General features: G+C 36.2%; 31 protein-coding genes. 16 read left to right on the top strand and 15 right to left on the bottom strand.

The genetic code is table 11. The annotated features are described in order from the left end of the window. Nucleotides 1-23: 23 nt before the first annotated feature. The gene (locus LOK41_RS21350) at nt 24-1,025 is read right to left on the bottom strand and encodes a YhdH/YhfP family quinone oxidoreductase (protein ID WP_241818185.1); all 1,002 of its coding nucleotides are present in this window, start codon (nt 1,023-1,025) and stop codon (nt 24-26) included. Nucleotides 1,026-1,311: 286 nt separating this feature from the next. On the opposite strand from LOK41_RS21350, the gene LOK41_RS21355 reads away from it, so the two are divergent. After that, nucleotides 1,312-2,577 (top strand): LCP family protein, encoded by a 1,266-nt coding sequence (locus LOK41_RS21355; protein ID WP_241818186.1) that lies wholly within the window; start codon nt 1,312-1,314, stop codon nt 2,575-2,577. 173 nt (nt 2,578-2,750) lie between these two features. Further along, nucleotides 2,751-3,191 carry a T3SS (YopN, CesT) and YbjN peptide-binding chaperone 1 gene (locus tag LOK41_RS21360; RefSeq protein WP_241818187.1) on the top strand — a complete coding sequence of 147 codons (441 nt, stop codon included), beginning with the start codon at nt 2,751-2,753 and terminating at the stop codon, nt 3,189-3,191. A 64-nt stretch (nt 3,192-3,255) separates the two neighbouring features. Here the strand turns inward: LOK41_RS21360 and LOK41_RS21365 are convergent, their stop codons facing one another. From LOK41_RS21365 to LOK41_RS21400, 8 genes are all read right to left on the bottom strand, one after another. After that, nucleotides 3,256-3,735, bottom strand: coding sequence for a DsrE/DsrF/DrsH-like family protein (locus LOK41_RS21365; RefSeq protein ID WP_241818188.1), 480 nt, complete (start codon nt 3,733-3,735; stop codon nt 3,256-3,258). A gap of 85 nt (nt 3,736-3,820) precedes the next feature. Further along, nucleotides 3,821-4,117: a rhodanese-like domain-containing protein gene (locus LOK41_RS21370; RefSeq protein WP_241818189.1), complete on the bottom strand. Its 297-nt coding sequence runs from the start codon at nt 4,115-4,117 to the stop codon at nt 3,821-3,823. Nucleotides 4,118-4,131: 14 nt separating this feature from the next. Next, nucleotides 4,132-4,500 (bottom strand): rhodanese-like domain-containing protein, encoded by a 369-nt coding sequence (locus LOK41_RS21375; protein WP_241818190.1) that lies wholly within the window; start codon nt 4,498-4,500, stop codon nt 4,132-4,134. A gap of 47 nt (nt 4,501-4,547) precedes the next feature. Further along, entirely contained in the window at nt 4,548-4,775 is a 228-nt protein-coding gene (locus LOK41_RS21380; protein ID WP_241818191.1) for a sulfurtransferase TusA family protein, read from the bottom strand. Between the two features lie 258 nt (nt 4,776-5,033). Then, nucleotides 5,034-5,297 (bottom strand): metal-sensitive transcriptional regulator, encoded by a 264-nt coding sequence (locus LOK41_RS21385; protein WP_174102983.1) that lies wholly within the window; start codon nt 5,295-5,297, stop codon nt 5,034-5,036. A 118-nt stretch (nt 5,298-5,415) separates the two neighbouring features. Continuing rightward, complete coding sequence (gene cdr / locus LOK41_RS21390) at nt 5,416-7,089, bottom strand: CoA-disulfide reductase (RefSeq protein WP_241818192.1); 1,674 nt, start codon at nt 7,087-7,089, stop codon at nt 5,416-5,418. 189 nt (nt 7,090-7,278) lie between these two features. After that, nucleotides 7,279-8,697: a stage V sporulation protein SpoVR gene (gene spoVR, locus LOK41_RS21395; RefSeq protein WP_241818193.1), complete on the bottom strand. Its 1,419-nt coding sequence runs from the start codon at nt 8,695-8,697 to the stop codon at nt 7,279-7,281. Nucleotides 8,698-8,884: 187 nt separating this feature from the next. Further along, nucleotides 8,885-9,445, bottom strand: a complete 561-nt coding sequence (locus LOK41_RS21400; protein ID WP_241818194.1) for a nitroreductase family protein — start codon at nt 9,443-9,445, stop codon at nt 8,885-8,887. Nucleotides 9,446-9,687: 242 nt separating this feature from the next. Here LOK41_RS21400 and LOK41_RS21405 point away from each other — a divergent pair, with 242 nt between their 5' ends. Beyond that, on the top strand, nt 9,688-10,284 hold the full coding sequence (locus tag LOK41_RS21405) for a hypothetical protein (RefSeq protein ID WP_241818195.1): 597 nt from the start codon (nt 9,688-9,690) through the stop codon (nt 10,282-10,284). A 38-nt stretch (nt 10,285-10,322) separates the two neighbouring features. Here the strand turns inward: LOK41_RS21405 and LOK41_RS21410 are convergent, their stop codons facing one another. From LOK41_RS21410 to LOK41_RS21420, 3 genes are read right to left on the bottom strand one after another with little or no spacing between them, the layout of a single operon-like run. Beyond that, on the bottom strand, nt 10,323-11,252 hold the full coding sequence (locus tag LOK41_RS21410; protein ID WP_241818196.1) for a proline racemase family protein: 930 nt from the start codon (nt 11,250-11,252) through the stop codon (nt 10,323-10,325). A gap of 57 nt (nt 11,253-11,309) precedes the next feature. After that, entirely contained in the window at nt 11,310-12,332 is a 1,023-nt protein-coding gene (locus tag LOK41_RS21415; RefSeq protein WP_241818197.1) for a proline racemase family protein, read from the bottom strand. Beyond that, nucleotides 12,329-13,507 carry an NAD(P)/FAD-dependent oxidoreductase gene (locus tag LOK41_RS21420; RefSeq protein ID WP_241818198.1) on the bottom strand — a complete coding sequence of 393 codons (1,179 nt, stop codon included), beginning with the start codon at nt 13,505-13,507 and terminating at the stop codon, nt 12,329-12,331. The genes LOK41_RS21415 and LOK41_RS21420 overlap by 4 nt, the downstream gene beginning before the upstream one ends. A 302-nt stretch (nt 13,508-13,809) precedes the next feature. Here LOK41_RS21420 and LOK41_RS21425 point away from each other — a divergent pair, with 302 nt between their 5' ends. From LOK41_RS21425 to LOK41_RS21485, 13 genes are all read left to right on the top strand, one after another. Further along, a complete protein-coding gene (locus LOK41_RS21425; protein WP_241818199.1) occupies nt 13,810-15,507 on the top strand; it encodes a sigma-54 interaction domain-containing protein in 1,698 nt (565 codons plus the stop codon). Between the two features lie 70 nt (nt 15,508-15,577). Further along, entirely contained in the window at nt 15,578-15,838 is a 261-nt protein-coding gene (locus LOK41_RS21430; protein WP_174102992.1) for a (2Fe-2S)-binding protein, read from the top strand. Then, a complete protein-coding gene (locus LOK41_RS21435) occupies nt 15,835-16,167 on the top strand; it encodes a (2Fe-2S)-binding protein (protein ID WP_241818200.1) in 333 nt (110 codons plus the stop codon). The genes LOK41_RS21430 and LOK41_RS21435 overlap by 4 nt, the downstream gene beginning before the upstream one ends. Next, entirely contained in the window at nt 16,164-17,366 is a 1,203-nt protein-coding gene (locus LOK41_RS21440) for an NAD(P)/FAD-dependent oxidoreductase (protein WP_241818201.1), read from the top strand. Before LOK41_RS21435 ends, LOK41_RS21440 begins: the two co-directional genes overlap by 4 nt. A 151-nt stretch (nt 17,367-17,517) precedes the next feature. After that, nucleotides 17,518-19,035: a spore germination protein gene (locus LOK41_RS21445; protein ID WP_241818202.1), complete on the top strand. Its 1,518-nt coding sequence runs from the start codon at nt 17,518-17,520 to the stop codon at nt 19,033-19,035. Continuing rightward, the gene (locus LOK41_RS21450; RefSeq protein ID WP_241818203.1) at nt 19,032-20,114 is read left to right on the top strand and encodes a Ger(x)C family spore germination protein; all 1,083 of its coding nucleotides are present in this window, start codon (nt 19,032-19,034) and stop codon (nt 20,112-20,114) included. The genes LOK41_RS21445 and LOK41_RS21450 overlap by 4 nt, the downstream gene beginning before the upstream one ends. 12 nt (nt 20,115-20,126) lie before the next feature. Further along, entirely contained in the window at nt 20,127-21,227 is a 1,101-nt protein-coding gene (locus LOK41_RS21455; protein ID WP_241818204.1) for a GerAB/ArcD/ProY family transporter, read from the top strand. Between the two features lie 58 nt (nt 21,228-21,285). Further along, entirely contained in the window at nt 21,286-21,783 is a 498-nt protein-coding gene (locus LOK41_RS21460; RefSeq protein WP_241818205.1) for a PCYCGC domain-containing protein, read from the top strand. A 121-nt stretch (nt 21,784-21,904) separates the two neighbouring features. After that, entirely contained in the window at nt 21,905-22,153 is a 249-nt protein-coding gene (locus tag LOK41_RS21465; protein WP_174103000.1) for a YhdB family protein, read from the top strand. 128 nt (nt 22,154-22,281) lie between these two features. Further along, the gene (locus tag LOK41_RS21470) at nt 22,282-23,133 is read left to right on the top strand and encodes an LCP family protein (RefSeq protein WP_241818206.1); all 852 of its coding nucleotides are present in this window, start codon (nt 22,282-22,284) and stop codon (nt 23,131-23,133) included. Nucleotides 23,134-23,276: 143 nt separating this feature from the next. Next, nucleotides 23,277-23,696 carry a disulfide formation protein C gene (locus LOK41_RS21475; RefSeq protein WP_241818207.1) on the top strand — a complete coding sequence of 140 codons (420 nt, stop codon included), beginning with the start codon at nt 23,277-23,279 and terminating at the stop codon, nt 23,694-23,696. A 12-nt stretch (nt 23,697-23,708) separates the two neighbouring features. Then, on the top strand, nt 23,709-24,116 hold the full coding sequence (locus LOK41_RS21480; RefSeq protein WP_241818208.1) for a thioredoxin family protein: 408 nt from the start codon (nt 23,709-23,711) through the stop codon (nt 24,114-24,116). A gap of 74 nt (nt 24,117-24,190) precedes the next feature. Further along, nucleotides 24,191-24,406 carry a DUF1540 domain-containing protein gene (locus tag LOK41_RS21485; protein ID WP_241818209.1) on the top strand — a complete coding sequence of 72 codons (216 nt, stop codon included), beginning with the start codon at nt 24,191-24,193 and terminating at the stop codon, nt 24,404-24,406. Between the two features lie 126 nt (nt 24,407-24,532). On the opposite strand, the gene LOK41_RS21490 is transcribed toward LOK41_RS21485, so the two are convergent. From LOK41_RS21490 to LOK41_RS21500, 3 genes are all read right to left on the bottom strand, one after another. Then, entirely contained in the window at nt 24,533-24,805 is a 273-nt protein-coding gene (locus LOK41_RS21490; RefSeq protein ID WP_174103004.1) for a hypothetical protein, read from the bottom strand. A gap of 288 nt (nt 24,806-25,093) precedes the next feature. Then, entirely contained in the window at nt 25,094-25,855 is a 762-nt protein-coding gene (locus LOK41_RS21495; protein WP_241818210.1) for a L,D-transpeptidase, read from the bottom strand. A 116-nt stretch (nt 25,856-25,971) separates the two neighbouring features. Continuing rightward, nucleotides 25,972-26,838 (bottom strand): SDR family oxidoreductase, encoded by an 867-nt coding sequence (locus LOK41_RS21500; protein WP_241818211.1) that lies wholly within the window; start codon nt 26,836-26,838, stop codon nt 25,972-25,974. Nucleotides 26,839-26,910: the final 72 nt, after the last annotated feature.

Genomic DNA, 26,910 nt, shown 5'->3' on the forward strand with positions numbered 1-26,910 from the left:
CATATAAGGCGTCTCTTTTCTTATTATAATTTAAGATTCACGATTGTTCTTCCCTTCAACTCTCCATTTAATATAGCTTCAAACTTATCATTCAACTCTTCTAATGTACATTCTGTTGTATACAGCAATAAGTCTAAGTTCTTCCATTCCTCTCCTAACAGTGCCCAAATCTTTTTTCTTAATGCTATTGGACATTGTACAGAATCTATTCCTAACAGATTAATACCACGCAGAATAAACGGATATACAGAAGTTGTAAATTCATGTCCAGCAACGTTCCCACACGTCGTTACACTTCCACCATATTGAACTACTTTTAAAGCAGTTGCTAACGTACTTCCACCGACTGTGTCAATCACACCTGCATATATTCCTTTTAACATTGGTTTTCCCAATTGATCATTCATTTCACCTCGGTGAATAATCTTTTTCGCACCTAAGTGAAGCAGCATTTCTTTCTCTGCCACTTTTCCAGTTGCAGCTACGACATCATATCCTAACCTTGCTAAAATGCTAACTGCAACACTTCCAACTCCACCGGTTGCTCCTGTAACAAGAATTCTTCCCATGTCAGGTGTAATTCCTGCTGTAATTAATTTGTGTACAGACAAAGCAGCTGTAAATCCTGCTGTTCCATACATCATACTTTCTTTCAACGACAGCCCTTCTGGTAATGGAATAACCCATGATGCAGGGACGCGAATATATTGACCAAATCCACCAGAGGTATTCATTCCTAAATCATATCCGGTTACAATTACTTGATCCCCTGTTTTAAAAGAAGGATTTTGACTACTAATCACTTCTCCCGCTGCATCAATTCCAGGAGTATGTGGGTATTTTCTTGTCACGCCTCTATTCCCAGTAGCTGAAAGGGCATCTTTATAATTTAGCGAAGAATAATGAACACGTATTAACACTTCCCCTTCAGGTAAGTCATCTATCTTCCTCTCAACCAAGGTTCTTTCAAATTGATTTTCTTCCTGTTCATTTACAAGAATTGCTCGAAATAATGTATGATTCATTATGTCTATCTCCTTTACTCCTAACAAGCGGTCTTTTTACTTCATTATATTAAATTTATAGAAAGTTATATAATCGCCCTTTTGAACATATTTCAACAAATTATACTTGTTCTATCATTTAAACCCCTAAAATTCGCTTTACAAAGAGTCGAAAAATCTGACTTTTTGTAAAATAAATTGAACTTTTGCGAAATGTAAATGATTTGTAATGTTCTTTTTCGCCAAATTTCATTATAATTAGGTGATATGAGTGTCGTATTTCAATCCAAATGAAGGAGTATATGAAATGGATCAAATCCCATCTTGGCAAAAAAATATACGAAATAATACGCAAAAAGGAAAGAAAAAAACAAAAATTATCATAAGTGCCCTTTTATTATTTTTAATAATAGGAGGCGGTTATACTTGGTTTTTAGTAAATAAAGCATCCTCTGCTGTTCGTAATGCCGCTCACGATTTAGCACGCGGTGATAAATCAGATTTACGTGATAAAGCTGTTAAACCTATTACAAATAATGTATCTGTATTAATAATGGGCGTTGACGAAAGTGATGTACGTGGTAAAGAATACGGTGATGCCATAAGAACAGATGCAATGTTACTTGCAACTTTTAATAAAGATAGCAAAACTGTAAAACTTTTAAGTATCCCTCGCGATACATATACTTATATCCCAATAGAAAAGAAAAAAGATAAGATTACACATGCACATGCATATGGCTCTGCAAAAAATGGAAAAGATGGTGGACCTCAAGCAAGTATTGATGCAGTAGAAAAATTACTCAATGTACCTGTTGATTACTTTGTAAAATTCAACTTTAAATCATTTATGAAAATTGTTGATGATTTAGGTGGTATTGAAGTAGATGTACCTGTTGAATTTACAGAGCAAGATAGCAACGATAATCCAGGTGCAATCCACTTGAAAAAAGGCGTTCAAAAATTAAATGGTGAAGAAGCTCTTGCTCTTGCTAGAACACGTCATATTGACAGCGATGCAATGCGTGGGCAACGTCAACAACTTGTTATTGAAGCCATTCTGAAAAAACTAACAAGCGTTGATTCTGTAACAAAAGTAGGAAATATTATTGATGACATTAACGGACAATTCGTTACAAACTTAACATTCGATGATATGCTATCATTCTATAAATACGGTGTAGATTCTTCACTTGAAAAATTACAAATCAATGGTTCAGACTGCTACATGGAAAAAGGTGACGATACATGCAGTCGTTCTGCTGCAGATGGACGAACATATTACTACAAACCAGATTCAAAAGAACTAACAGATTTAACAAATCAACTTCGCACTCACCTTGGATTACCGGAGTATAAGAAAGTTAATTCTAGCGATAAAGAAGACAAAAAGAAAACAAAAGATACAAATAACAGTAACGATGAAGACACAGACACAAATATAGAAACTACATCGGATGAAAACACCAAAAATACAAAACACAATACGGATCATCAGCAAAGCTCTAGTAACAAAAAAAATAACAACAACGATGAAGACACAGATACAGAAGCTACATCGAATGAGAATTAATAAGAAACCCAGCTCTACTTCCATAGAGCTGGGTTTCTTATTAATTCTAACCTTTTATCCGTGAATAACTTCTAAAAATATTAAAAATTCTAACTTTTCAACTATCAATTCCCATATCTTTAAATTATAATAAGGGATAGATGTATATTCCAATTAACAGGGGGCAAAAACATATGAAAGCCGCAGTAAAACATAACGTTTCAGACTTTAAAGATTACCTAAAATCTAATGAAATACATATGGAAGAAAACATAGATGAAAATGATGGTTCCGTATTTTTTTCAGTAAACTTAGAAACAGAAAGCGGTGCAAAAGTTCGTCTTATCGCTGCCTTTCATAACGAGCATCCTACTGTCGATATATATTGCTTCAATGTCGCTCAAGTTCATGATGCAGCTAAGAAAAGCGATTTATTGCATGTAATCAACGAGTTAAATACAGCATATCGATTCGCAAAATTCACAATTAGTAAAGACGATTCCATCACCATTTCAACGTCTCTTGTATTTACAGAACCATACTTTAACCCTGCTCTTGTATTTGAACATACGAGACTATTATATAAAGCTGCAAATGATGAATATGAAAATTTAATGAAGCTTATTTGGGCTTAATCATTGAACGCCACTGGTTCTCCAGTGGCGTTCATCGTTTTTTCTTAAGGAATCTATTTATTTATTAAATAAATAGATTCACATTTCCATCAGAAGCATCTGCTAAATAAGCTGCCACGCCAGCAAACTCGGCATCTTCCATAATCTCTTCTTGTTTTAAGCCTAATAAATCAACCGTCATTTGACAAGCTACAAGCTTAACACCTTGTTCTTTTGCCATATCAATTAAATCTGGAAGCGGCATAGCATTATGCTTTTTTATAACGTGCTTGATCATTTTTGGACCCATTCCTACAAAATTCATTTTGGATAACCCCATCTTATTTGCTCCGCGAGGCATCATCTTTCCAAACATTCTCTCTACGAAACTTTTCTTTACTTGCACATGTTCATCTTTCCTGAGTGCATTTAACCCCCAAAATGTATGAAAAATCGTCACTTCTTGATCATACGCTGCTGCCCCATTCGCAATAATATAAGCTGCCATCGCCTTATCATAATCTCCGCTAAATAAGACAACTGTTGTTTTCTTCTGATTCTCCATGTTAATCCCCTGCCTCTATATACCTATATGGGTATTATAAAAAATGTACAATATCCTTTATTAAAGAACTCTTCATCGTACGGTGTTATTCTGTTTCACCTTCCCAATCTAACATACCGCCAGTCATATTTATAACCTTAAAACCATTGCTTTCTAAAAACTGAGCAGCTCGTGAACTTCTCCCACCAGAGCGACATACCATAATATATTCTTTGCTTTTATCTAATTTATGCATACGAAATTCTAATAACCCAAGTGGCATATGAAGAGCTCCTGGAATTTTTCCTTCCTCTACTTCTTCTACTTCACGAACGTCAATTATATTTAATACTTCATGATTCATTAATTTATTTTCTAACTCTTTGGCTGTCATTTCTTTCATTTGTCATTTCCTCCTTAATTCCAAGCATTCATACCGCCCGAAACATTCGCAATATGTTGAAAGCCTAATTTTTTTAGCATTTTTACTGCGCGTTTACTTCTCATTCCACTTTGGCAAATCACAATTACTTCTTTATTTTTATCTAAATGACTCGCTTTCTGCACAAACTCATTTAATGGGATATTCCGGAATCCTTGAATGTGCCTCCCTCTAAATTCACCTTGTGTGCGAACATCAATGAATTGTTTATTCTTTTTATGAAGTAAATCGTTTAGCTCTTTCCCACTTATATTTTTAACTCCCTTAATCGGTAAAAAACGAGAAATAATAAGCCAAGCAACAAGTATAGCTAAAACAATATTGAATACTACGGTTACGCTCATCCATCATCTCCTCCAATCCTTTTCTATGCAATTAGTCTCTTATTTTTTTACGCCTTTTTAATCCAGAACTTCAGCACACCGTTTTCTTCCACATGTTGTAATACTTCATGTCCACCTTTTTTTGACCAAGCTGGAATATCTTTTATCGCGCCTTTATCAGTTAAGTGAACCTCTAGCACTTCTCCAGATTGTAAAGCTTCCATAGCTTTTTTTGTTCTTACGATTGGCATTGGGCATGCTAAGCTTGTTACATCTAATACTTGTTTTACATTCATGTTCTATACCTCCATCTGTTTCTTCTATTTTTCAATCCATACACTCTGCTTCATTACGAACACCTAAAATAAAACTTTCTCAGCAACATCTTTTGCTTATAATGATAGGGCACCATTCCATTACCCCCTATGGTATATTTTCATTTAAAAAAATTTAATATCCTATATTCTAACTCCAATTGTTTCCTAAAGAATCTATATACCTACATGGGTATAAAATAGTGTTTTAAAAATCTGTCAACGCATTCGTTTGACAGATTATCTACTTTTCACAAGTAATTGTACAGCCTCTTTAATTAGATCTTCATTGGATGTATCACCTTTTGCAAATTGTTCTCGCAAACATTTTTCCAAATTTGTTCCGACAATTAATCCAATTGCGCGATCCATAGCAGAACGTGACGCAGTTAATTGTGTAATTACCTCTTTACAATCTTTTTCTTCTTCAATCATTCGAAGAACACCACGAATTTGCCCTTCTATTCGCTTCAGCCTATTTTTAATATCTTGATTGTATTCCAATGCCCAATCACCTCAATATTTTCTAAAATATGCTTTATTTAAAGAAATACTTACTGTAGTAAGATTTTGATTTACATTCACAAACCATCTTATACCCTTAAGGGTATTTTGTAAAGCACTATTTTACTTTATATACAATCCGTTCTGGCAAAGCTGTTGCATACAATTTAAAACCACCATCGACATTCTTCACCTTATACCCTTTTTCCATTAACATACGTGCAGCAACATAGCCCCTCATACCGAGCTGGCATGTCATATATATTTCTTCATTTACTGGAATTTCATCCAATCTTTCGCGTAATTCATCTAATGGAATATTAACTGAACCCTTAATCATCCCTTGTTTTAACTCATTTGGTTCACGAACATCAATCAAATATCCACCATTTTGGACAATACGATCAATCTCATACCACTGCACTGTATCTACAAGCCCTTCAATTATATTACTTGCAGCATACCCCAACATGTTTACTGGATCTTTTGCAGAAGAATACGGCGGCGCGTATGCTAATTCCAAATCTGGTAAATCTAATGCCTTTAGCTTCGCTTTCATTGCCGTTGCAATGACATCAATTCGTTTATCTACACCGTCACGTCCAACAGCCTGCGCACCATAAATTTCTCCTGATTCTTTATTAAAAATCAATTTTAGTAAAACAGGATGTGCATTTGGATAATAACCAGCATGAGAATTCGCCTGTACATGCACTACCTCATAGGGTATATTTAAACGCTGCAATACCTTTTCATTTACTCCTGTTGAAGCAACTGTTAATTCAAATACCTTCGCAATCGATGTTCCCATCGTTCCTTTGTATACAGACTCTGTATGCCCATGAATGATATCTGCTAACAGACGCCCTTGTCGATTTGCTGGCCATGCTAATGGAATCATTGTCTCTGTTTCTGTTACAAAATCTTTTACCTCAATCGCATCACCTATCGCATAAATAGATGAATCCGAAGTTTGTAGTTTTTCATTTACTTTAATTGTTCCTCTTACTCCAAGTTCTAACCCTGCTTCTTTTGCTAAACGACTCTCTGGCCCAACACCGATAGATAGAATAATCAAATCTGTATTGATTTTTAAGCCGCTTTTTAAGCGTACGACTGCCCCACCTTCTTCAAAAGCCTCTACTCCGTCTTCAAAAATAAGCTGAACGCCATGCTGTTTCATATGTTCGTGTACATATGCGGCCATTTCATAATCAATTGGTGGCATTACTTGATTATTCATCTCAACAAGCGTCACATCTATTCCTTTTTCTCTCAAGTTTTCGGCCATTTCAACTCCAATAAATCCTCCGCCAATGACAGTCGCATGGCGTGGTTTCTTCTCATCAATATACTCTTTAATACGATCTGTATCTGGTACATTCCGTAATGTAAACAATGCCTTTGCTGTTTCGATTCCTGGAATAGGCGGCACAATTGGTTTTGATCCTGGTGAAAGAATTAAAACATCATAAGATTCTTCGTATGTTTCATTTGTCATTACATTTTTCACAATAATTGTTTTTTCTTCTTTATTAATCTTTATCACTTCACTTAATTCACGTATATCTAAATTAAAACGCTTTGACATCTTTTCAACAGTTTGCACTAATAGTTTCTGTCTTTCTTGAATTACACCGCCAATGTAATACGGCAATCCGCAGTTTGCAAAAGAAATATATTCCCCTCGCTCAAACATAATAATTTCATCCTCTTCGCTTAAACGACGAAGACGTGCTGCTACTGATGCTCCGCTGGCAACTCCACCGACTACGATGATTTTTTTATTCATATTTCCCTAACCTCCACAACTATTTTTGATTACTGCTACGGATATATACAAACTCTAAATTACATATACCCGTATAGGTATATAATAAACACAAAAAAATATAATGACAATATATAAGCATCAAACTTTATACTTGTTCACCAAATTGAAACAAACTGAGCATTAAAAAAACCGCTGACTCCAGCGGCTTTACACATACTTCCGATGCACCATCTTCCCATCATAAGAAAAGACAACATTTTTATTCTCAACACTAGATTCCATATGAACCGTTCTTCCCCATAACTGATGAATGTACGGTAGTACTTTCTCTAAGTATTTTAAATCAAGCTCGATTCCTTCATAACAATGTTTAATATACAGTTCACCGTTCTTTAAATGGTCTCCATCCTCTACCACTAAATATGGGAATCCGCCATTCGTTCTCATATTTACAAGCTGGTCACGTACATGTTCCCACTCTTTATCAATAACTTTATACTCTTTCCCTTGGCGCTGGAATAAGTACATATCTTCTCTCATCACAAGTTCTTTATTTAAGTAGTTTCTAAGGAAGGAAACGTCCCATTCAATTTCCCGCACTTCAAAGATTTTGTCCCGGCCTGAACCTGGCTTTACACCCCTGCGTTTCATCTCTTCTGTTGGGTTATTGTAGCGTTCTTCAATATCTTCAAAGACTTTGATACCAAGATAATATGGGTTAATACTTGTTTTGGACGGCTGTACAACTCCTGCATTTAACTTTGCGAATTCGATTGCTTCACCGGACGTTAAATCCATTTCTCTAAGGATACGCTGATGCCAGTAAGAAGCCCAGCCTTCGTTCATGATTTTCGTTTCTAGTTGCGGCCAAAAATATAACATTTCTTCTCTCATCATCGTTAAGATATCACGTTGCCACTCATCTAACTCTCTACTATATTCTTCAATAAAGAGAAGGAGATCTTTCTCTGGCTGCGGCGGGATTTTCTTTTTCTTCCTTATATTTGGGCGTTCTCGTTTTTTATTTCTATCATCTAAATCCCACAAGTCATCATACTGTGAAACTCGTTTCTTTTCTACTTCTTCCTCATCTAAGTCATTGATACTCCATGCAAGCTTTGGCCGCATAAGCGATGGATCAATGTGTTCTTGAATTGCTAATACCGCATCTAAAAATGTTTCTACTTCTTTTTTTCCATATTTATGTTCATATGCTTTAATACGTTCTGCCGTTGCTGCCATGCTTTCAACCATATCGCGCTTCGTATTTGAGAAACGGATATTATTTTTAAAGAAATCGCAGTGTGCTAATACGTGTGCTACAATCAATTTATTTTGAATCAATGAATTGGTATCGAGTAAAAACGCATAACACGGGTCCGAGTTGATGACAAGCTCATATATTTTACTAAGTCCCAAATCGTAATGCAGTTTCATTTTGAAGAACTGTTTTCCAAAACTCCAATGCGAAAAACGCGTTGGCATTCCATATGCACCAAATGTATAAATAATTTCCGCTGGGCATACTTCATAGCGCATCGGATAAAAATCCAGCCCAAATCCAGTTGCAATTTCAGTAATTTCAGCGATTGCATATTGTAGTGCTTTATCATCACTAGCTCTCATTATTTTCCCTCCTTACACTTTCCCTTAAGAAAGTGTATGAAGGGAAACGAGCTTTCATGAGAAATGATGAAAAATAGATAGTCTGTTCTTCACTTATATCAGCAATTTTCTTCATAATTCATAAAAACCACAAAAAAGCCGAACACAAATTTCAAACCATTTGCATCCAGCTTCTCATCTTCACCTATTATCCTTCAATAACTTCTAGCTTCTCCGTAATCGGCGTACGCGCTTTTCCTTCTGGCTTCTTATCAAAATAACCAATATGAAGAATTCCAACAATGCGTTGTCCTTTTGTTAACCCAAGTCCTTCTATAAATAAAGGATTATAATTCAGTCCGCCTGATTTCCAAACACAACCTAGTCCGCGCTCCCAAGCTAGTAGTTGGAAGTTTTGCATAAATGCACATACTGCCGCGTAGTCTTCATCACGCTGAATTTGACGTGGATCTTCATCCATATATACAACGATTTGAGCTGGTGTACTTAGAAAACGATCTGATAAAATTTTACCTCGTTTTGCTCTTTCTTCTTCTGTAAAAGAATTTAATACAGCATCTACTAACTTTTGGCGACCTTCACCAATAAATAATTTACATTTCCATGGCTCACGATGCTGATGGTTTGGTGCCCATGTTGCATCATTTAATAATTCAATTAATAATTCTTTTTCTACTGCTTTATCTGTAAATGTACGAATGGAACGTCTTTCCTTAATGATATTTGCAATGGAAGTATATGTAGTCATATGTTTCTCTCCCTTATTCTTATCTATATGTATACATCTGTTATTGATATTGATTTTCAATTTCGATTATAACGCAGTTTTCTACCATTAATCAATGTTTTATGTTGTGAAACTAACAAAAAACTTTTTTTGTTACATTGCAGAAAAACTTGCAATGTTCACGAGTTCTTCACAACTTCTCCACAACTTCGGGACATCCTATGTGTAAAGTTTTCCATTTCATTCACTTAGGAGGAACCTATATGTACAAAAAAGTAATAGCAAGCATTTTAGCAACAGGACTTTTATGCGGAATGGCAGTCTTCCCTGCTTCTGCCGCTACTCAAAAAGAGTTTACGGCGCATCACCATAAAATAATTTCAGAAGAACAAATCCAGTCATTAGAAAAACAAGGTTACAACAAACATGAAATTTGGAAAGCTGCACACATTGCGAAAATAAGTAAAAAAGATATCAATGACGTTTTATCGTACTATAAACAAAATAAATCTTGGAAAGAAACAGCGAAACATTTTGGTGTGGATCCAAAGAAAATGCATAAACATCATATGAGTAAAGAGATGAAAGCAGCATTACTACAAAAAATAGCTGAAATGCAAAAATCGACTCCAGAACAAATGAAAAAAGCAATGGAAGATAACCGCCTTCACTTGCGTCATCTCGCAGTTTTAACCATCATTGCACAAAAAAGTAATACACCGTTCAATGATGTATTACAAATGAAAACAGATGGCATGCATGTCAAACAAATTGCCGAAAAATTAAATGTGAAAAGAGAAGATATAAGAGCTGAAATGATGAAATTAATACAGTCTGTCAAACAAAAAAAGACAAGCTAGACATAAAGAAAGGAAGAGACAGCTACTCTTCCTTTTCTTTATGAACCTACAATAATAAAGCCGTCCGCCAACGAATCAGATGGATCTAATAAAAATTGATGCATTCCTGTAATAAAAACCCTTCCTGTAATTTGTACTGTCATGGCGCTTTTTGTGTATTCCATCAGTTTTGCTTCATATGTCCCGCCCGTAATATTTTCATGTTGCAAACTCTCTCCTTCTTGTAACATACCTTCTTCTCTAAAAAGTGCTAAACACGCACAGGTTGCTCTCACATAGGGAGAGCGGCTTACAAGTCCATTCTTCTTCTGCACCATCGTTTTAAAGCGTTTCTCTTCAATCTGCGCCGCATCTATTAAAATGCTACTACATTCAGATGATAATGACGTTCTTGCCCTATGTGCCCAGCTCTTTAATTCTATAAACTCATCCATAGCTAGTTTGACGCCTAAATGCTTTGTATGACTGATTACGTAGTGTTCATTGGACCCAAATGAGACGACTGATTGAGAAGCATGATGCTGAAGTTCGTATTCACAATTTTTCTGTAATGAAACAGCGTGTATCTCTCCATCTTCCATACAGATGTTCACAGAAAATATCCCATCAATTGTTTCCACCGCTACTACATCATTTTTTATTTGCACATTTCCCATTTCCACCATAACAACAGCAGCTATCATCACAAACTCTTCTATACTAGAAGTAAATTCATTTGCATCCATAAACAACGCTGCAAAATCAGTTTTTTTTGAACAAGGTGGTACAATCATACAACCGTTCATCGCTGCATGACCACGCGGCTCTTGCATAAGAATTCTTCGAAATGCTTGATAGTTTTCAACTAATTCTTTTTGCTTTTCTTGCAAAGTATTTCCCTGTAATAGAGGTACGCCGTTCATAATGAGGCGTAGTGGCTCCCCAGCCATATGTGCATCAACTGTTGTAATCGCTTTTACGAACTTCATTCAATCTCCCCCGTCTTCCATTTCTCCTGTTATTTAGCTAGTATAAATATGGTTACATCAATGCCCTTCCATTGGTGGAATAAGAATAAATCCATCTTTTAAGATGTCTTCCTCATGATATAAAAATTGGTGCATCCCCATCATCCATGCTGATCCAGTAATTTCTGTAATTACAGCTTCTATTTTCCCTACATTTGTTGTGCTAACAATTTTCCCTTGAAATAGCGAACCGACAATACTTTCATGTACAAATAATTCTTCCATAGCAATTTTCTGATAAGCATACAATGTAGCAAGTTTGGCTGATGTTCCTGTACCGCACGGAGAACGATCAATCCCGCCCGGTGGTACAATTACTGTATTTTTCACATCAGCCCGTTCGTCCGTTGGATCACAGAAAAATTCGACGTGCGTCACTCCTTCAATAAAAGAAAATTCCGGATGTGAAATTGGAACGGCTGCATTAATGGCATCACGAATCCGAATCGCCGTTTCTATAATCTCTGTAGAGTTATCTGTTGTTAGCTGCACGCCTAGTTTTCTCGCATCTGTAATCGCATAAAAATTACCACCATAGGCAATATCACATTGTACATTCCCTATATTTTCGATATGTACTTCTACAGACTTTAATAAAAAAGCCGGTACGTTACAAAATGTTACCTCTTTTGCTTTTCCATTTTCCACATGCACTTTCGTTGTAACAAGGCCGGCCGGTGTATCTAATTTAATATGGGTATACGGTTCTTCCACCTCAACCATACCCGTTTCAATTAAAGCTGTACAAACGCCAATTGTATCGTGACCACACATTGGTAAATATCCGCCTGTTTCTATATAAATAACACCCACATCAGCTTCTGGGTCACATGGATCTGTTAATAAAGCCCCAGACATCACATCGTGACCGCGTGGCTCAAACATAAGAAATGTCCGAATCCAATCATACTTTTCTTTCATAAATAACATCTTTTCTGACATTGTATTTCCTTCTAACTTCGGAAGACCATTTATGACTGTCCTTGTTGGATTCCCACCTGTATGCGTATCAATTGTAGTAAACACTTTTTTTACTTTCACACACGTTCCATCCTTTCTTGAAAACGATTGTGGCTTAGTAATTCAATCGGTACTGTTGTCTTTTGCCCCTCAATCATTTCCGCAATAAGCTTTCCTGTAATGGCTGCCAAACTAATTCCATCCCCTTCATGACCAGCTGCAATATAAAAACCTGGCATCTCTTCGACATGAGAAATAATTGGCAAATGGTCTGCCGTCCACGGACGTAGCCCTGCATATGTTCGAATAAGCAACATATCTGCCATCTTCGGATAAAAGCGAATCGCTCGCTTCGCAATACACTTGATAACATTTGAATCTACCTTCGTTTGAAAACCGACAAACTGCCTGCTGCTGCCAATTAAGAAATTTTGACTTTCTGTCGGCTCAAATACAAGAGCAACTCCATATTTCTCTGTTTCCTCATCCACATGACGTGTGCCCCCAAACTTACTAATTAAATAACCAAACTCCATTACTTTTCTCGTTCCAACTGGCTCTTGTCTTGAAGCTACGATAATATGACCTTTTCTCGGCTGAATTGGAATTTTCACATCGAGCATATCACCAATAACAGGCGACCATACTCCCGCTGCATTTACGACCTTATTCGCTGTAAATGTCCCCTTATTTGTTTCAACAACAAACACACCAGTTACATCTTTTCGAATACTGCTTACTTCTATATGAAGATACACATCTGTTCCTTGCCTTTTCGCTTCATCAAGCAAAGAAAACGATAATAAATACGGATTAACAGTCGAGTCCGTTGCACACTCTAATCCACCTAATAAATCATCTGCAAAATACGGTGACTCTTGCCGAATATCTTGCCTGTCTAACATTCGAAATGGTAAACCTGCTTCTTTTTGCCGCTTTACCCATTTCTCTGCAGCGATCATCTCTTCTTCACTTTCACATACTAAAATACTGCCTGGTGCTCGGTACTCAAAAGAGTGACGTAATTCTTTCGCTAGTTGATCAACAAGTTTTTGACTCTCAAGAGACATTTGACTATCAAACCCAGGATCTTTATCAATCGCTAAAATGTTCCCATCACATCGCGAGGATGTACCACTCGCTAATTCTCCCCTTTCTAATAACGTCACTTCTCTCCCGCATTTTGAAACATAATAAGCAATTGCACTTCCAATAATGCCTCCGCCAACGATAAGAACATCACAATGCTTTGTCATGGCTTCCCCTCTTTTCTATTTATAAAGTGAAACTTATAGCAGCCATCATTTTTTCATGTTCGTACATTCTTTTACTTGCAATTAAAATGCCAACTTAATAGAAAACGATCGTTAGCAAAGATTTTCTGCCCCTCACTTCATCTCTTTACTTTTTAAAGTACTTAAATCATTGTCTTCAAATAGCATACGAAAACAGTTATTTAACTTTTCCGAAAAACATTTTACATTCACTTTAAAAATGTGTAAAAATAATGAAATAGTGTATAAAAAACTTACAGTCAATCCAATAAGGAGGCTTTAGTATGACAATCGAACTCCCTTCTATAGATCAACTTATGAATACAAATTTTTTCTTCTTTCCATCGCTAGAAGAGTGGCAACAAAATAATCATACAAATCATAAAGATACAACCGTTCTAATCAAAAGAAACAATGATATATACATGCTTACTGCTGACGGTACGTATCAACCTTGCTATATAACTTCCTACTATTCTTCTATTTCACATATATTAAAGAAACTAAAAAACTATCATGCAGTTGTTTTTACAAATGCCTCTCATAAACCAATTGGTTTTATTACAGCTGTTAGGCTAGCTGAAACTATTTTTCAGTCTTATGAATATTTACGAGCTTATTTTGAAACCGTTATCAAAACAACCGATGCATCAGTTACCGTTATTGACAATCAGGAGAATGTCAATGTGTGGACAAATGGGGCAGAAGCAATCTTTTCCGTAAGACGACAGGATATTTTAGGAAAACCAATCACCTCATTTTTTCATGAAGACATGCTAGAAATATTAAAAACACTACAAGAAGGTCGCTCACTACATAAACACCAACATCAACCGAGAGAAGATTTAATTGTACTCATTAACTCCAATCCCATTTACTTGCGCAATAAAATTATTGGAGCTGTTGTATCCGAAACAGACATTACGAGCCAAGTTCGGCTCAATCAGGAACTATTCTCTGTTTCTACCAAGATGCATCAATTAGAAAAACAAGTTGCTAAATTAACACCGCCTGCTAATCCCTTTCATGCGATTAAAGGAAACAGCTCCACACTACAACAAACAATTGAAACTGCGAAAAAGATATGTACAACAAAATCAACTGTACTTATTTTAGGAGAAAGCGGCGTTGGAAAAGAGCTATTTGCAAAAGCAATTCATGAAGCGCGTGAAAATGCACAAGCTCCGTTTATTTCTATTAACTGCGGTGCAATTCCTGAATCACTATTTGAAAGTGAACTTTTCGGCTATGAAAAAGGAGCTTTTTCTGGAGCTGATCAGAAAGGAAAAAAAGGAAAAATTGAGTTAGCAAAAGGGGGTACCTTATTTTTAGATGAAATTGGTGAAATGCCAATGGAAATGCAAGTAAAACTGCTTCGTGTCCTGCAAGATAAAACCTTTTACCGCGTGGGCGGTGTAAAAGAATTACATGCCGATTTTCATATTATTGCTGCTACGAATCGAAACTTAAAAGAACAAATTGCGAAAGGAAAATTTCGTGAAGATTTATTTTATCGTTTAAACGTTGTAAGTATTGATGTACCGCCACTGCGTGAAAGAAAAGAAGATATTGTGGAGCTCATCCACTCTTTCTTATATGAGTTTTCGATTCAATATAACCGTCCAATTCAAAGTATTCCGCAAGACGTTATGTATGAATTGCTTGAGCATAAATGGCCCGGTAACATTCGCGAACTGCGTAATGCCATTGAACGGCTCGTTGTTTTTGCGACAGATGGAATCATAAAACGAGAAGACCTTCCCTTCTCTACAAAAACACAAAAAGAACAACCGCCGGTTCCTCTTAGAGTAGATATAACAGAAGGCGAACTACTTGATGATGCTTTAAACAAATACGAACGAAATATCATTCAACATGCACTTGAATTAGAGAATGGCAATAAACTTGCTTGTGCGAAACGTCTTGGGATTACACGGGCAACCTTATATAATCGCATGAAAAAATTAAGCATCCCATTTTAATCTTTGTCTAGATTGGCATGTATTTTGCATATAAATTAGCAAACAACCAATCTAACAAGGGGGATTTGTCATGAACATTGCAGACGATTTTGTCATTTGTCGTTGTGAAGAAGTAACATACAAGGAACTGCTTCATACAGCGAACACATATAACTGCTCTACACGAGAATTAAAACTACGTACCCGAGCGGGAATGGGATTTTGCGGGGGCCGAACATGTAGATGTGCACTAGAAAGCTTTATATCATCCCGGGAACAGAACCATCAGCCATTAAAACATCAACCGCCGGTTCGTCCCATTACCTTTGACTTGTTAGGTGATAGAACATGAGTAATCGTATCATTCATCACCCAATTCTCGGTAACCTATCAGACAGCAAAACCATCTCTTTTACATTTAACGGAACGAAGTATGAAGGAATCGCTGGCGAAACAGTCGCCGCTTCCCTATTCGCCAATAACATTCGGACTTTCCGTGTTCATGAAGAAACAGGAGCCCCGCGCTCTATTTATTGTAATATTGGCCATTGCTTTGAATGCCGCGTCACAATAAATGGCAAACCAAATGTGCGTGCATGCATGACTGTAGTTGAAGATCAAATGATAGTACAAAGCGGCTTGCAGCAACCTACTCCTTTAAAAAAGGAGGATCACATATGATTGATGTCATCATTATCGGCGCCGGTCCTGCTGGATTATGTGCAGCTATCGCCTGCAAAACATATGGATTATCCGTTAGAGTTTTTGATGAATTTATCAAACCTGGAGGGCGCCTCCTTGGGCAACTTCATCAAGAACCAAACGGTACATGGTGGAATGGTATAGAAGAAACAAAGAAACTACAAAAACAGTTACAAGACTTAGCACTTCCTATTGAATGCGGTGTAACCGTACATGATTTAGAAAAAAATGAAAATGAATGGGCTGTTCATACAAATATCGGTACCTTCCAAACAAAACACGTTCTTCTTGCAACAGGAGCAGCTGAGTTCCCAACTCCGCTTCCCGGCTGGACCTTGCCTGGCGTTATGTCCATTGGGGCTGCACAAGTTATGACGAATGTACACCGCGTCAAAGTCGGTAATAAAGGAATCATTATTGGGGCAAATATATTATCATTTGCGATTATGCATGAATTACAGCTTGCTGGACTGGAAATTGACAGCATCGTCTTACCACCAAAACATACAGTAACAAAGCAAAGTGCACAACCGCTTCATGTTTTGAATTCTTTGCTTCACGTTGCTCACATCGCTCCCTCCCCTTTATTAAAAATCGGGAGCCGCTTTATGAAACAGCGTGCAATGCGAAAATTAGCTATTCAATTTTATCCAAAGCAAGGAATGAAAATTTGGAATGTACCGCTTCATTTGCGAAAAGCTGCCGTTGAAATTATCGGAGACAAGCAAGCCCAAGCTGTGAAGATTGCTACGATTACATCAGATGGAGAGATCATTCCTGGAACTGAAGAAATACGTCCTGTTGATTTTGTCTGTATTGCTGGTGGGCTTTATCCACTAGCAGAATTAGCAGCTGTCGCTGGATGCCCTTTTCATTACATCGAAGAACTTGGCGGGCATGTTCCGCTTCATAATGAAACAATGGCTACACCGCTTCCTGGTCTATATGTTGCTGGTAATATTACAGGAATTGAAAGCGCGAAGGTTGCAATGGCACAAGGAACCGTTGCCGGCACTGCCATTGCAAAGGAAATACAACCATCTCATTCACATCTCGATTCTTTACTACAGCGCGCGATTCAAGATGTGAAAAGAACGCGGGAAAATGCAACAATTCAATTTCACCCGCATATTTCTAGAGCCCGCGAGCAACTGCTTGCCCTCTCTCAGCAGATATGAAGGTATGAATGTTTAACAAATACAGAAAAAAGCTGTTCAAAAGCCACACAGTGTCTAACTTTTGAACAGCTTTTTTCTGTTTCCTGTATAAATTTCCGTCTTCCCCAAAAACTAACGAGAGCATTCCATATAAGGGAAAGGAGTGAAAAATATGTTTGGCTTACCACGAAAAAATGATAAGGCTAAAAATAAAAAAACGAGCTGTACCATTCCAGAATTTATTCATACGATGAAGGAATCTACTGATTTTGTTTCTTACAACATTACAGAAAACAGTGCATTATGCCTTTTTTATTATAAATCTGTCGTAGAAGCACTTATCATTAAACAATTTATTTTAACGCCTATCAAAAAACAATTAGAACATATTCAAGACATCGCTGACTTAGCTAACATCGTCTCTATTGAAGACATTGTTATCTCACCTTCCATTGACGATATTCGTGAAAAGTTATTGGGGGGATATGTACTCGTTAAACTACAAAATATATCACAGGCTGCACAATATGCTCTAATTCGAGCAGAAAGTACCGTTCTTGGTAAGCGTTTATATAATGATACAGAAAATGAATATAGCGTAATTGGACCAAAAGTTGGTTTTGTGGAAAATATTGATACAAATCTCCATTTGTTACGTCGTAACATCGTATCTGAACAATTGATTTTTAAAGAGATTATTGTTGGCTCTCTCTCTAAAACAAAAGTTACAATTGCTTACATAGAAGGAATTACAAACAAACAGCATATTAACACCGCTATTCAGCGATTACAGGATGTTGATTATGATGTTCCTTTCGATGCAACAATAATTGAACAACTTGTTAGTGACAATAGTAATTCACCGTTTCCCTTGCTTTTACCAACGGAACGGGTAGATCGTGCAGTATCCGCATTAGTGTTTAGGCAAGTATTAATCTTAACAGATGGTTCACCTTATGCATTAGCTGGACCGACAACATTATTAGATTTCTTTATTTCTCCAGAGGATTACTATTTACCATGGATTGCAGGTTCATTTTTTCGCATGATTCGCTTTTTTAGTGCCGTATTTTCATTATTCTCATCTGCAATTTATACAGCTGTATTAACATATCACTATCAAATGATTCCTACAGATTTATTAGGGCCTATTATTTACTCTAGAGCGAATGTCCCATTTCCGCCCATTTTAGAAGCACTCTTTTTAGAAATTACAATTGAGTTATTGCGCGAAGCCGGCGCCCGCTTACCTACAAAAGTAGGACAAACAATCGGTATCGTTGGCGGAATTGTAATCGGACAAGCTTCAGTTGAAGCCGCTTTAACAAGTACAATCTTATTAATTGCTGTGGCTTTATCTGCACTAGCTTCTTTCACAACCCCAACTGTGAAAATGTCTACAACCATTCGCTTACTCCGATTCCCACTCATCCTTTTAGCGGGTGCCTTCGGAGGACTTGGCCTTATTTTAGGATTTGTTTTTATATTGGCACATCTACTGCATTTAAAATCACTTGGATCGCCTTACTTATTACCCTTATATCCATTTCGTGGTCTCAGCTCAGCAGAAGGCTTCATTCGCTGGCCATTTAGCCAAACGGCTCAACGCCCTTCTTTTTGGCGCCCCAAATCAAATTGGCGCTATAGCCCAAGGCAAGCAAAAAGAAAACGTGATGGTGGAGAAAAATGAGAAACATTCTAATTTTATTCATAACGGTGCTTTTATGCTTCCAAACCGCTTGCACGCAAACAAATATAGTAGATACGCAAAGAATCATTCACATAGCTGGATTCGATATAACAAAAGACAAAAAATTTCAAGGTACGATCTTATACCCTGACTACACGCTTGGTGTAAAAACAAAACCAAAAACTCAGTCAACCACTGCAAGATCTCTTGAAACGATTGCTTCTCATTTGAATGCAAAATCACCTCACAATGTTGTTTTAGGGCAAATGCGTGTCGTGTTATTTGGAAAATCTATTGGTTCACATGGAATTGATGAAATCATCAACAATTTACAACGCGATCCTAATATTGGACGAGATGTACAATTAGCACTTGTAGATGGTTCAGTCAAAGAACTTCTAGAATATGTCACATCAAACGGTTCATTGTATCTATCTGACTTACTTGAACAAAATATAATGAATGAAAATATTCCTCGGACAGCTTTGAATATTTTTTTATACGATTATTATTCATTTGTGTGCGATCCATTTCTTCCTTACATCCAAATCGCTGATAATCACTCGGTTTCTGTAAAAGGTCTTGCTTTTTTAAAAGGTGATAAAGTGGTAATGTATACCGATAAAAAAGACTCTTTTTTAGTAAAATCGCTCCTTAATCCGACTAAAAATGGTCGTTATGAAACACAAATAAAAAAAGATAATCATAAAGGTCTTGTTGTAATACAAAATTTATCCGGAAAAAGTGTCTATCACGTTGATCAAACGGGCGCCACTCCTAAAGTAACTATCCGGTTAAAATTAAATGGATTAATAAAAAACTCTCCTAGTTGGATTGATTTATCAAAAAAGGAAAATATAAGATCTGTTAAAAATCAAGTAGAGCAAAATATTAAAAATCAGTCTCAAAAATTGATTCAGCAATTTCAGCAAAAAAAAATAGACCCTTTAGGAATACGCGACCAAATTAGAAGTCGATCAAGAAAATGGACCATACAACAAATTCAAGCAATGTATCCATCTATAGATATTAATGTTGAATCTGATGTTAACGTTGTACAATCTGGTATCGGAGAATAGTGAGGTGATAAGATGGATACAAACAGTAAAGAAATAACTGTCTCCCCTTACTTAGTATTTTTTTTGATTCACTCTCTTCAAGTTGGTATCGGAGTTTTAGGTTACCAACGCATTATTATAAAAAGTGCCGGTTATGATGCTTGGATTTCCCTTATTCTTGCAGGAATTGCAACTCACATTGTATTATATTGTATGCTAAAAATGTTGGAAAAAGATAACGATCTAATCAATATTCATACAACATGCTTTGGAAAATGGATTGGTTCCTTATTTTCTTTGCTTGTTACGATTTATTTTTTATTATTTTGTCTCACTGTCCTTCGTACATATATCGAAGTAATTCAAGTTTGGGTATTCCCGACCATTAAATTATGGAAACTAACTTTAATCTTTTTATTAGTCACTCACTATATTATAAAAGGTGGGTTCCGTTCTGTAACCGGAATATGTTTTTGGGGAATTGTACTACCTATTTTCGTATTGTTCTTTTTAATTTTCCCAATGAAATATGCACACGTTCGTAATATTCTACCAATTTTCACCCATTCACCTTTAGATATTGCGAAATCAGCGAAAGACTCTGCTTTAGAATTTTTAGGATTTGAAGCGCTACTTTTCTTTTATCCACTTATTGAAAAAGGAAAATCTTTAAAAAGATGGGCACATGGTGGCATTGCTTTCACAACTATCCTTTATGTACTTTTAGCGCTTATCTCTTTTATGTACTATAGTGAAGGATTATTAAAGCATACAATTTGGCCTACGTTAACAATGTTAAAAATTATTAAAGTCCCTTTTATTCAGCGGTTTGAATATATTATTATTTTTGTATGGTTTCTTATCATTTTACCGAATCTCTGTTTAACAATATGGTCCTCCTGTCAGTCTATGAAGCGTTCATTCCGTATCCCATTTAATATCACACTACCTTTTTTTATTCTTGTCGTATACATTTCTTCCTTATTTTTTACAAACCGAGAAAGTATCAACACATTAAATACAATTTTATCCGAGACGGGTATGTACATTGTATATGTCTATATCCCTCTCCTTTTTCTATGGCACTCCATTCGATGGCGCTTGAAAAATAAACAAAACAAAACTTCTTCATAGGAAAGCACTAGAGAGTTTGGTACAATTTTACTAACACAAAAACAAAGGGGAAATGCAGATGAAAAAGTATCTATTCTCTCTACTTGTAATAAGCAGTCTTACGCTTTCTGGATGCGGCGCAGCAGATAAGAAAGAAACGTCTGAACCTAAAGAAAAACATGCTTCCCACACCCAGCAAGGTGATATTCAAGAAACGACAAAAGGAATTGATACACTCCCAACATTTTTGGACAAGCTAGATCCACAAATGAAAGACATTTATGCAGTTGCAGGAAAAAATGCCGAATTATTAAATTGGATACCTTGTTACTGCGGTTGCGGTGAAAGTGTGGGGCATAAAAACAATAAAAACTGTTTTATCCAAGAAATTAAACCAAATGGAGAAGTTGTTTGGGATTCTCACGCAACGACTTGTGTAAACTGTTTAGAAATTGCGGTCGAATCTGCATCGATGCGGCAAAAAGGAAAATCCACTCTTGAAATTCGAAACTACATTGATAATAAGTATAAAGAGGGCTACGCAAAACCAACGCCTACTCCAATGCCAAACGCATAAAAACGAGGAATTTCCTCGTTTTTTATTTTTCACTCAACATTTTCCTTAACAAATTCTTTCAAGTGTTTTTCTTCTCGCTTGGTGTACACTATATATAACTCCTCAGTAAGGAGGGTACACCATGCACACATATAACGACTACGATAAAGCTCTCTATTACACGTATTGTTGTAATTGGGATAAGTTGCTTGTTTTAATGGTACAAACCGATGATCAATTATTTTCTAAACGAATCGAGCATTTTTTACATGCTTACAAATATGCAAAAGAACTACCAGAAGTAGATAAACAACTCCAGCTTCTATTTCAATATATCGATCATGCTTCACAAAAGTCACATATAGAAGAAATAGATCAAGTACAAATGTAAATGAAGCGCTATTCTCCCTCTCGAGAATAGCGCTTTTTGAATATTTTTCCATATAACCGTTCATAATACATATATCAATAATGGATGGACGTGATTCTTTGCATAAATCCTTGTGCGTATTTCTCTGTATGATTATATTGCTTATCGGTTGTGAAAAAGCGAATAATCCTCATTCGTTTCACGGAGTAAAACAGGAAAAAGACGTATGGAATATGTTAATTATCGGCAGCGATTCACGAGGCGAACAACAAGCTCGTGCTGATACAATTATGATTGCCCAGTACAATAAAAAAGAAAATACAGCAAAACTCGCTTCTATTATGAGGGATAGTTATGTAGAAATTCCTTCTTATGATAAAAAATATAATAAAATCAATGCCGCCTATTATTACGGCGGTCCTGAATTATTACGCAAGACGATTCAACATAATTTGGGAATTGATGTTTCTCATTATGTTACGATTGATTTTGAAGCATTTGTGAAAATCGTAGATACTGTCGCACCTGAAGGGATTGACGTAAATGTTACACAAACAATAATCGATGATATGGGATTACATTTACAACCAGGCGTGCAGGCTCTTCATGGCAAAGATTTATTAAAGTATGCGCGTTTTCGCCATGATACTGAAAGTGATTTTGGCCGCGTGAAACGGCAACAAGAAGTACTGCAAGCATTAAAACAGTCATTTACTGATAAAATTCATTCTATAGACGATATACTCGATTTACCAATAATGGCACATAAAATTTCTCCATATGTAAAAACAAATCTAGATATACCAACGCTACTTTCACTTAGCAATAGTATATTCCGTCAACCTACTACAAAAATAGAAACAATGCGAATTCCCATTGATAACGAATACGAACCTACTCTTATCGAACATGCTGGTTCTGTATTACAAATTCATCCTGAAAAAAATAAAGAAGCCATTCAAAACTTTTTCCATGTGACAAAACCCGTAAATCGCCCTTAAAAACAAGGTTTATACACCTTGTTTTTTTCATTTCCAAGTTTTCTCCTCATAAAACTTTCCTTGATAAAAATATTTTCTCTTTATTTTCTTGTCCTCTTCATACTATAATTTAGTATGTAACTATTATAAGAGAGGTAAAAAACATGACACGTGAAACAAAACAAGAATATGCATTGCTTGCTGCTTGGGGAGCTTCTTTTATTGCGACACTTGGAAGCTTATATTTTTCTGAAATTATGAAGTTTGAGCCTTGTGTACTTTGTTGGTATCAACGCATTTTTATGTATCCATTTGTTTTATGGCTTGGCATTGCAGTTGTAAAAAAAGACTACCGCATTGCTACATACTCTTTACCAATTGCAAGTATCGGTGCCTGTATTTCGCTCTATCATTATGCGATTCAAAAAGTTTCCGCATTCTCAGAAGCAGGAGCAGCTTGTGGCCGCGTGCCTTGTACGGGACAATATATAAATTGGTTTGGATTCGTCACAATTCCGTTTTTAGCACTTATCGGATTTATCACAATTGCAATTTGTAGCTTTATTGTAATTAAAAACAAATAAGGAGATGAAATCATGAAAAAAATGCTTATCTTTGGCGGTATCATTATCGTCTTATTTGCGGCTATTTTTGCTGTAACGAAAATGGAATCAAATAAAGAGAAAAGTTATTATACAAATAAAATTTCTTCTGATGAGATCCGTAAGAATAATGAAGAGAAGAAAGAACAAACGATTTATTTCTATCAAACAGGTTGTGTACACTGTGAAAAAGTTACCCCTGTTGTTGTTCCAATGACGAAAGACATGAACATTGATATGAAAGTTATTGATATTTTAAACGACAACCCAACTTGGGATGAGTATAAAATTAAAGGAACACCAACGATTATTCATTTTAAAGATGGTAAAGAAGTAAGTCGTATTCACGGCGAACAGTCAAAAGAAGATTTTGAAAAATGGTTTAAGAAAAACAAAAAGTAACGAGAAAAGGAAACTCCTTCTATACATGAAACGTGTGTAAAATCCCACACTAATGTATAAGGAGGGGGATTTTTATGCCAGAAGTACGCTGCTCTGTTTCCAATTGTTCATTTTGGGGACAAGGTAACTTTTGTCAAGCAACTTCAATCTTTGTTCAGCCTGATGATCAAAACACGAATCAATCAGATACTGACTCTTATACAAATTCGGCCTTAACAGGCGAAACACTTGAAAGCTCTGCAACAACAAGTGTTGAAACATGCTGCCAGACGTTTAGACCGAAATATTAATACATGAATCCCCATCCATTTTTGAGATGGGGATTTTTCTTTCATATATAATATGTACAAACTATGGCACAATCGCTTATCTTCCAACGCCTAAAGATATAGAAGCATACCGCTAAAGGTATGCTTCTATATCATAACAACCCCATATTTCCAAGCATCATGCATCAGCGTCATATACAAAATCAATATAAAAACGCTTCCAAATAATGTTACCCAGCGATATATTCCATCTTCTCCTTCCCTTGCTTCAACAAAGGACCAAATAAAGCCAACTAAAAGTATTAAATCAATAAAGGTAATGTAAAAATCAAACATAAATGATACGTACAGATAAATAATAAATAAACAATTCGTTAACAAAAAGATTTTAAATGCAAATTGGCTATTCCCTTTTCTCATAACATACCCGCCCCCAATCTGTACTGTATTATATTCACAAGAACAGAATAGTTGCGATTGGGCAGGCTAATTTACACTTTGCCATATTTCCATCCTATACATCGCGGCTATGAAAACAAATGGAGATTTCCACTCATTCGCTCTCTTTGTTTTAACACGGCATGGGGCTAAAAAAGCACTGATCGCTTCTAGCCACCGGTGGATCCTCTCCTCTCTCCCACCCCAAAAGAAAGGTCTTTCGCCTTTTCTTTATACAGTAAATAAGCTATCGTCTATTTACGATAGCTTTTATGGTACATTATATTTCCGTTTATAAATATTGCTTAAAATGGAATAAGGAACTTGTTCATAACGAATTTTCTCCCCTGTTTCATCCATAATATACAAATTATTTCCTATATAATAGCTGCCATTTTTCCCTCGGGAATAAACAGCATATCGTTCATTTGGCAATACCGTTATTACTTCCGTAAATTGACCATTAGGTTCCTGCCAAAATATATTCATGCGATCCACAAGTGTCAATGTTCCAATTTGTTCTTCTTCTATTATTCGTCCATTCCAGCTTATAACACGATACCCGAGCTGATGCGCTGCATATTCTGGAGATGTGTAAAACTGCGAAATAATGACTTTTGTTTGTAACGATACCCGGTCATATAACCATTGTATATCGCGATCATGCATGCGAATACAACCATTTGATTCCCTTCCTCCAATGGTTCCTTCTCGATTTGTACCATGAATTGCATATTCTTTTTCATTTAAACCGAGCCACCTTGTTCCAAGTGGATTATTCGGTGCACCACCTGGAATCTTCTTACGGTGATATTCTTTGTTTTTATATTTATTAATGATACAAAACGTACCTTCAGGAGTCGGAGTTTGGCGCTTTCCAGTTGTAACAGGAAACGTTCTTACATAGTTTCCATTTTCAAAAAAAGATAATTGATTTGTTTTAAGGTTAATTAGTATTAAATGATCGCTACTAGCAAAAGTGCTAATTGGCAGACAGAAAAAGAGTATTACAACGAAACATATCTTTTTCATTCATATCCCCCCAAGCATCCCCCTTTAAAATTGACCATAATATATGAGGGTACAATTAGCTTTTACTATGAGCTCTATTCTTATGAATGAAAATACAAAGCGCCTCCCTCTTATTTTTATCCATTTACAATTACACCACCATTTACATGAAGAATCTGTCCTGATACGTATGTGGAATCTCCTGAAGCTAAATATACATATGCAGGTGCTAATTCGTATGGTTGACCAGGTCGCTTCATTGGAACATTACTTCCAAATTCAGCTACTTTTTTCTTATCGAAACTTGCTGGAATAAGCGGTGTCCAAATCGGACCTGGTGCAACTCCGTTTACGCGAATCCCTTTTTGAACTAAAGACTTTGCGAGAGAACGCGTAAAAGCAACAATCGCTCCTTTTGTTGCGGAATAATCAATAAGCTGTTCATTTCCCTCATATGCAACAATAGAAGCTGTATTTATGATTACATCTCCTTGCTTTAAATGTGCGAGAGCGGCTTTTGTAACGTGAAAATAAGAAAAAATATTAACGCGAAATGTTTTTTCAAGTTGCTCTGCTGTAATGTATTCCAAACTTTGCTGCGGATATTGCTGCGCAACATTATTTACAATAATATTCAGACCACCTAGCTGCGAAGCCGCTTCCTTTACAATGTTCTGACAATGTTGTTCACTACTTAAATCACCTGGAAATAATATGCATTTTACACCTTGTTTTTCCACAAGTCTTGTCGTCTCATTTGCATCTACATGCTCATCTAAATAAGCAATAGCAATATGTGCACCCTCTTTAGCAAAAGCAATGGCAACTGCCCTTCCAATTCCACTATCTCCTCCTGTAATAAGTACATTTTTCCCTCTTAACTTTTCACTACCACGATAATTCGGATCCTCGTACTTCGGAAGAGGGTTCATCATCGATTCTATTCCTGGCTGTTTATTTTGGTGTTGCGGTGGCAACGTTAAAAACTTTTTTTGTTCTGCCATGAATCTTTCAGCTCCTTCTCATTTCTCTTTCTTATGATGTACACAATTATGAAAAGTACTTATAAGAAGGGA

Origin of the sequence: Bacillus sp. TL12 (genome assembly GCF_022625245.1) — a bacterium.
Lineage (GTDB): Bacteria > Bacillota > Bacilli > Bacillales > Bacillaceae_G > Bacillus_A.

Bases quoted from the DNA above. Each gene is read 5' to 3' on its own strand.
- LOK41_RS21400 (WP_241818194.1), bottom strand. From the start codon at position 9,445: ATGACTACATATACTTCCATTGCAAATATCATTAAGGAAAGACGTTCC.
- LOK41_RS21480 (WP_241818208.1), top strand. From the start codon at position 23,709: ATGAAAAAAATGCTTATCTTTGGCGGTATCATTATCGTCTTATTTGCG.
- LOK41_RS21455 (WP_241818204.1), top strand. From the start codon at position 20,127: ATGGATACAAACAGTAAAGAAATAACTGTCTCCCCTTACTTAGTATTT.
- LOK41_RS21370 (WP_241818189.1), bottom strand. From the start codon at position 4,117: ATGAAAGAAATGACAGCCAAAGAGTTAGAAAATAAATTAATGAATCAT.
- LOK41_RS21490 (WP_174103004.1), bottom strand. From the start codon at position 24,805: ATGAGAAAAGGGAATAGCCAATTTGCATTTAAAATCTTTTTGTTAACG.
- LOK41_RS21430 (WP_174102992.1), top strand. From the start codon at position 15,578: ATGAACATTGCAGACGATTTTGTCATTTGTCGTTGTGAAGAAGTAACA.
- LOK41_RS21460 (WP_241818205.1), top strand. From the start codon at position 21,286: ATGAAAAAGTATCTATTCTCTCTACTTGTAATAAGCAGTCTTACGCTT.
- LOK41_RS21470 (WP_241818206.1), top strand. From the start codon at position 22,282: ATGATTATATTGCTTATCGGTTGTGAAAAAGCGAATAATCCTCATTCG.
- LOK41_RS21485 (WP_241818209.1), top strand. From the start codon at position 24,191: ATGCCAGAAGTACGCTGCTCTGTTTCCAATTGTTCATTTTGGGGACAA.
- LOK41_RS21350 (WP_241818185.1), bottom strand. From the start codon at position 1,025: ATGAATCATACATTATTTCGAGCAATTCTTGTAAATGAACAGGAAGAA.
- LOK41_RS21425 (WP_241818199.1), top strand. From the start codon at position 13,810: ATGACAATCGAACTCCCTTCTATAGATCAACTTATGAATACAAATTTT.
- LOK41_RS21495 (WP_241818210.1), bottom strand. From the start codon at position 25,855: ATGAAAAAGATATGTTTCGTTGTAATACTCTTTTTCTGTCTGCCAATT.
- LOK41_RS21375 (WP_241818190.1), bottom strand. From the start codon at position 4,500: ATGAGCGTAACCGTAGTATTCAATATTGTTTTAGCTATACTTGTTGCT.
- LOK41_RS21365 (WP_241818188.1), bottom strand. From the start codon at position 3,735: ATGGAGAATCAGAAGAAAACAACAGTTGTCTTATTTAGCGGAGATTAT.
- LOK41_RS21435 (WP_241818200.1), top strand. From the start codon at position 15,835: ATGAGTAATCGTATCATTCATCACCCAATTCTCGGTAACCTATCAGAC.
- spoVR (WP_241818193.1), bottom strand. From the start codon at position 8,697: ATGAGAGCTAGTGATGATAAAGCACTACAATATGCAATCGCTGAAATT.
- LOK41_RS21465 (WP_174103000.1), top strand. From the start codon at position 21,905: ATGCACACATATAACGACTACGATAAAGCTCTCTATTACACGTATTGT.
- LOK41_RS21360 (WP_241818187.1), top strand. From the start codon at position 2,751: ATGAAAGCCGCAGTAAAACATAACGTTTCAGACTTTAAAGATTACCTA.
- LOK41_RS21410 (WP_241818196.1), bottom strand. From the start codon at position 11,252: ATGAAGTTCGTAAAAGCGATTACAACAGTTGATGCACATATGGCTGGG.
- LOK41_RS21355 (WP_241818186.1), top strand. From the start codon at position 1,312: ATGGATCAAATCCCATCTTGGCAAAAAAATATACGAAATAATACGCAA.
- LOK41_RS21500 (WP_241818211.1), bottom strand. From the start codon at position 26,838: ATGGCAGAACAAAAAAAGTTTTTAACGTTGCCACCGCAACACCAAAAT.
- LOK41_RS21405 (WP_241818195.1), top strand. From the start codon at position 9,688: ATGTACAAAAAAGTAATAGCAAGCATTTTAGCAACAGGACTTTTATGC.
- LOK41_RS21420 (WP_241818198.1), bottom strand. From the start codon at position 13,507: ATGACAAAGCATTGTGATGTTCTTATCGTTGGCGGAGGCATTATTGGA.
- LOK41_RS21475 (WP_241818207.1), top strand. From the start codon at position 23,277: ATGACACGTGAAACAAAACAAGAATATGCATTGCTTGCTGCTTGGGGA.
- LOK41_RS21380 (WP_241818191.1), bottom strand. From the start codon at position 4,775: ATGAATGTAAAACAAGTATTAGATGTAACAAGCTTAGCATGCCCAATG.
- LOK41_RS21440 (WP_241818201.1), top strand. From the start codon at position 16,164: ATGATTGATGTCATCATTATCGGCGCCGGTCCTGCTGGATTATGTGCA.
- cdr (WP_241818192.1), bottom strand. From the start codon at position 7,089: ATGAATAAAAAAATCATCGTAGTCGGTGGAGTTGCCAGCGGAGCATCA.
- LOK41_RS21445 (WP_241818202.1), top strand. From the start codon at position 17,518: ATGTTTGGCTTACCACGAAAAAATGATAAGGCTAAAAATAAAAAAACG.
- LOK41_RS21450 (WP_241818203.1), top strand. From the start codon at position 19,032: ATGAGAAACATTCTAATTTTATTCATAACGGTGCTTTTATGCTTCCAA.